The sequence below is a fragment of the Streptomyces viridochromogenes genome (assembly GCF_001270495.1).
Taxonomy (GTDB): Bacteria; Actinomycetota; Actinomycetes; order Streptomycetales; family Streptomycetaceae; genus Streptomyces; species Streptomyces viridochromogenes_A.
In genome coordinates this window covers 1-2,653 of record NZ_LGUR01000067.1, presented here as the reverse complement: position 1 = coordinate 2,653, position 2,653 = coordinate 1, and the positions used below count along the sequence as shown (strand labels likewise).

Here is a 2,653-nt window from a genome sequence, read left to right as displayed (position 1 = left end):
ATGCCGGGCTGGGCGCCGAGGATCAGCCGGAAGCCCATGCGGACCATTTCCTGGTCGTCCGCGATCAGTACGCGGATCACCGTGTCGTTCACGCCGGTGATCCTGCCATGGCGGCCAGCATCGGGAAGTCGGCGGTCACCCGCCAGCCGCCGTCGTCGGTCGGAGCGGCGGTCAGCGCGCCCTCCACCGCTTCTACGCGTTCGCGCAGGCCCACCAGCCCGAAGCCGCCGCGCCCGCCGACCGGGACGGCATGACGTGCGGCCGGTGCGGTGTTGTGCACCTCGACCCGCAGCCTGGGCCCGTCCGCGTCGACCCGTACGGCCACCGCGGCGCCATGCGCGTGGCGGCGCACATTGGTCAGGGCCTCCTGCACGACGCGGTGCACGGAGGTCTCCACCTCGGGAGCGAGCCGTACCTCGCGGGCCGCCGCACCAACGTGAAGCTGCACGCCCGCCCCGCCCTCGGAGAACACGGAGACGAGGCGGGCGATTTCCGCCCACACCTCACCGGGCCGCACGCCCTCGTGGTCGTCCTCGCGCAGGACCCGCACCAGACGGCGCATCGAGTCCAGCGTCTCCGATCCGGACCTGTGCTGGAGGGCCAGCGCGGCATTGGCCTGGACGATCATGCCGGTGACGTGGTGGGCGACGAAGTCGTGCAGGTCGTGGGCGAGTTCCAGGCGCTGGCGCTGGCGTACGGCGGCGATGTCGCGGGCCCGTTGCTCCTCCAGCAGCCGTGCCCGCAGACCCCAGGCGAGAGCCAGGCCGACGCCGAGTGTCATCAACAGGGACCCGGTGATGGAGGCCTGGCCGTCGTAACGGATGTCCATCGGCAGCCAGCGCAGCGGAATCGCGATGACCGCGACGGCCAGCGCGGCCGAGACAGCCACCGCGATTCCCGGACGGGATACCGCCCGCACCGCTCGGGACAGCAGCACCAGCAGGACGACGCCCTCCAGGAAGCCCCAGGTGCCAGCACCATTCACACCCGCGAACACGCCGATCCCAACCGTGAGAGCCAGCGAGCAGCCTGCGGCGAGCGCGGCACGTACTTGCGTGCTCGGTCGGCGGCCGGGCCACAGCAGCGCCGCGCAGGCAAGCGGGCCGGACACGACCGGCAGCCAGCTGGTCCACCGGTAGTGCATCGACCGGCCGGCGAAGGCATCCATCAGCCCCACCGCGAGAAGAAGGATCCAGCCGGCGGCGATCAGTGCCCGGCGCAGCCGCGAAGTCTCGGTGTACACGCTGGCAGAATACGGAAGAGGTGATTCCCCGCGGACTCGGCCGAATGGCCGATGTCCGACCCTCACAACCGGCCGTCCGGCCGAGCCCGCCGGGTGCCGTACGCCCCGATCGTGGACGGCATGCATCCGATGATCACCGTTTCTTCCGGGGAGTCCGCCCGATGAACACCCCCTCCGCCGTCCTGACCGGCACCGGCCTGTTCAAGTCCTACGGCATGGCCCGCGCCCTGGCCGGCGTCGACATCGTCGTGACGGCCGGCGAGTCGCTGGCCGTCATGGGCCCGTCCGGCTCCGGCAAGTCCACCCTGCTGCACTGCCTGGCAGGCATCGAACGGCCCGATTCCGGCGAGGTTCTGCTGGACGGCGAGCGCGTCGACCAGCTTCGTGAACCGGCCCGCAGCGAGCTGCGCCGCACCGCGTTCGGCTTCGTCTTCCAGTCCGGCCAGCTGCTGCCGGAACTGCCCGCCGACGAGAACGTCGCGCTGCCGCTGATGCTCGGAGGCATGCCACGCCGGGCGGCCGTCGAGCAGGCCCGGCAGTGGTTCGGGCCCCTGGGACTGCAGGGCCTGGAAGCCCGGACTCCCGGGCAGCTTTCCGGAGGTCAGGCGCAGCGGGTGGCCATCGCCCGGGCTCTGGTCGGCAAGCCAAAGGTGATCTTCGCCGACGAGCCGACCGGCGCGTTGGACCAGGCCACCGGCATGGAGGTCATCCACCTGCTGACGGACGTCAGCCGCCGGCAGGGCGCCGCCCTGGTCCTGGTCACCCACGACGCGAACGTGGCCCGCTGGTGCGACCGCACGGTGGAGGTCCGAGACGGCCGACTGGCCGGAGATCAAGCCGCGGCGCAGACCGGGACCGACGCGAAGGCGGGGTCCCGGCGATGAGGGCACTGGACCGCACCACCTGGACACTGACCTGGCGGCTCACGCGGGCCGGCGGCCGCACCGGCCTGCTCGCGACCGGGCTCGCGGTCGCGGCGGCGGCCGTGTCCACCACCCTGCTGCTGCTGTGCGTCGCGATGAACCTGGGCTTCCAGCACCGCGCGGACCGCACCGACTGGCGCAATCCGGTGGAGTCCTCCCGTCCGGTCGCCGTCCAGGCGATGGGAACGACCTTCACTCTGGGTGAGCCGGTGACCGTCGTGGACGTCGCGCGGCTGCCCGGACGCACCGCTCCCGCCCCGCCCGGCCTCGACCGCTTCCCCGCCCCCGGCGAACTGTGGGTCTCCCCGGCGCTCGGCGCCCTGCTCGACCGGCTGCCTGCCGACCGCCACCCGGTCCCCGGCACACCCACCGGAACCCTGGGCCGCGCGGCACTGGCCCACCCCGGTGAACTCGTCGCGGTGATCGGAGACCGCCCCGGCGACCCGGCGGTCACCGCCGAGCGCGCGCCCGACCCGCGCCGGGCCGG

2 protein-coding genes and 2 pseudogenes are annotated in these 2,653 nt (G+C 73.0%); 2 read left to right on the top strand and 2 right to left on the bottom strand.

Annotation, left to right across the window (positions count from 1 at the left end; all coding sequences use genetic code 11):
• Together ADK36_RS47790 and ADK36_RS08790 are read right to left on the bottom strand one after the other, a co-directional pair.
• Positions 1 to 92: pseudogene (locus tag ADK36_RS47790) on the bottom strand (response regulator transcription factor); the annotation flags it as partial.
• A complete protein-coding gene (locus tag ADK36_RS08790) occupies positions 89 to 1,243 on the bottom strand; it encodes a sensor histidine kinase (protein WP_053196936.1) in 1,155 nt (384 codons plus the stop codon). The pseudogene ADK36_RS47790 and the gene ADK36_RS08790, both read right to left, overlap by 4 nt.
• Positions 1,244 to 1,404: 161 nt before the next feature.
• On the opposite strand from ADK36_RS08790, the gene ADK36_RS08785 reads away from it, so the two are divergent.
• Together ADK36_RS08785 and ADK36_RS08780 are read left to right on the top strand one after the other, a co-directional pair.
• Positions 1,405 to 2,127, top strand: coding sequence for an ABC transporter ATP-binding protein (locus ADK36_RS08785; RefSeq protein WP_048587567.1), 723 nt, complete (start codon positions 1,405 to 1,407; stop codon positions 2,125 to 2,127).
• Positions 2,124 to 2,653: pseudogene (locus tag ADK36_RS08780) on the top strand (ABC transporter permease); the annotation flags it as partial. The gene ADK36_RS08785 and the pseudogene ADK36_RS08780, both read left to right, overlap by 4 nt.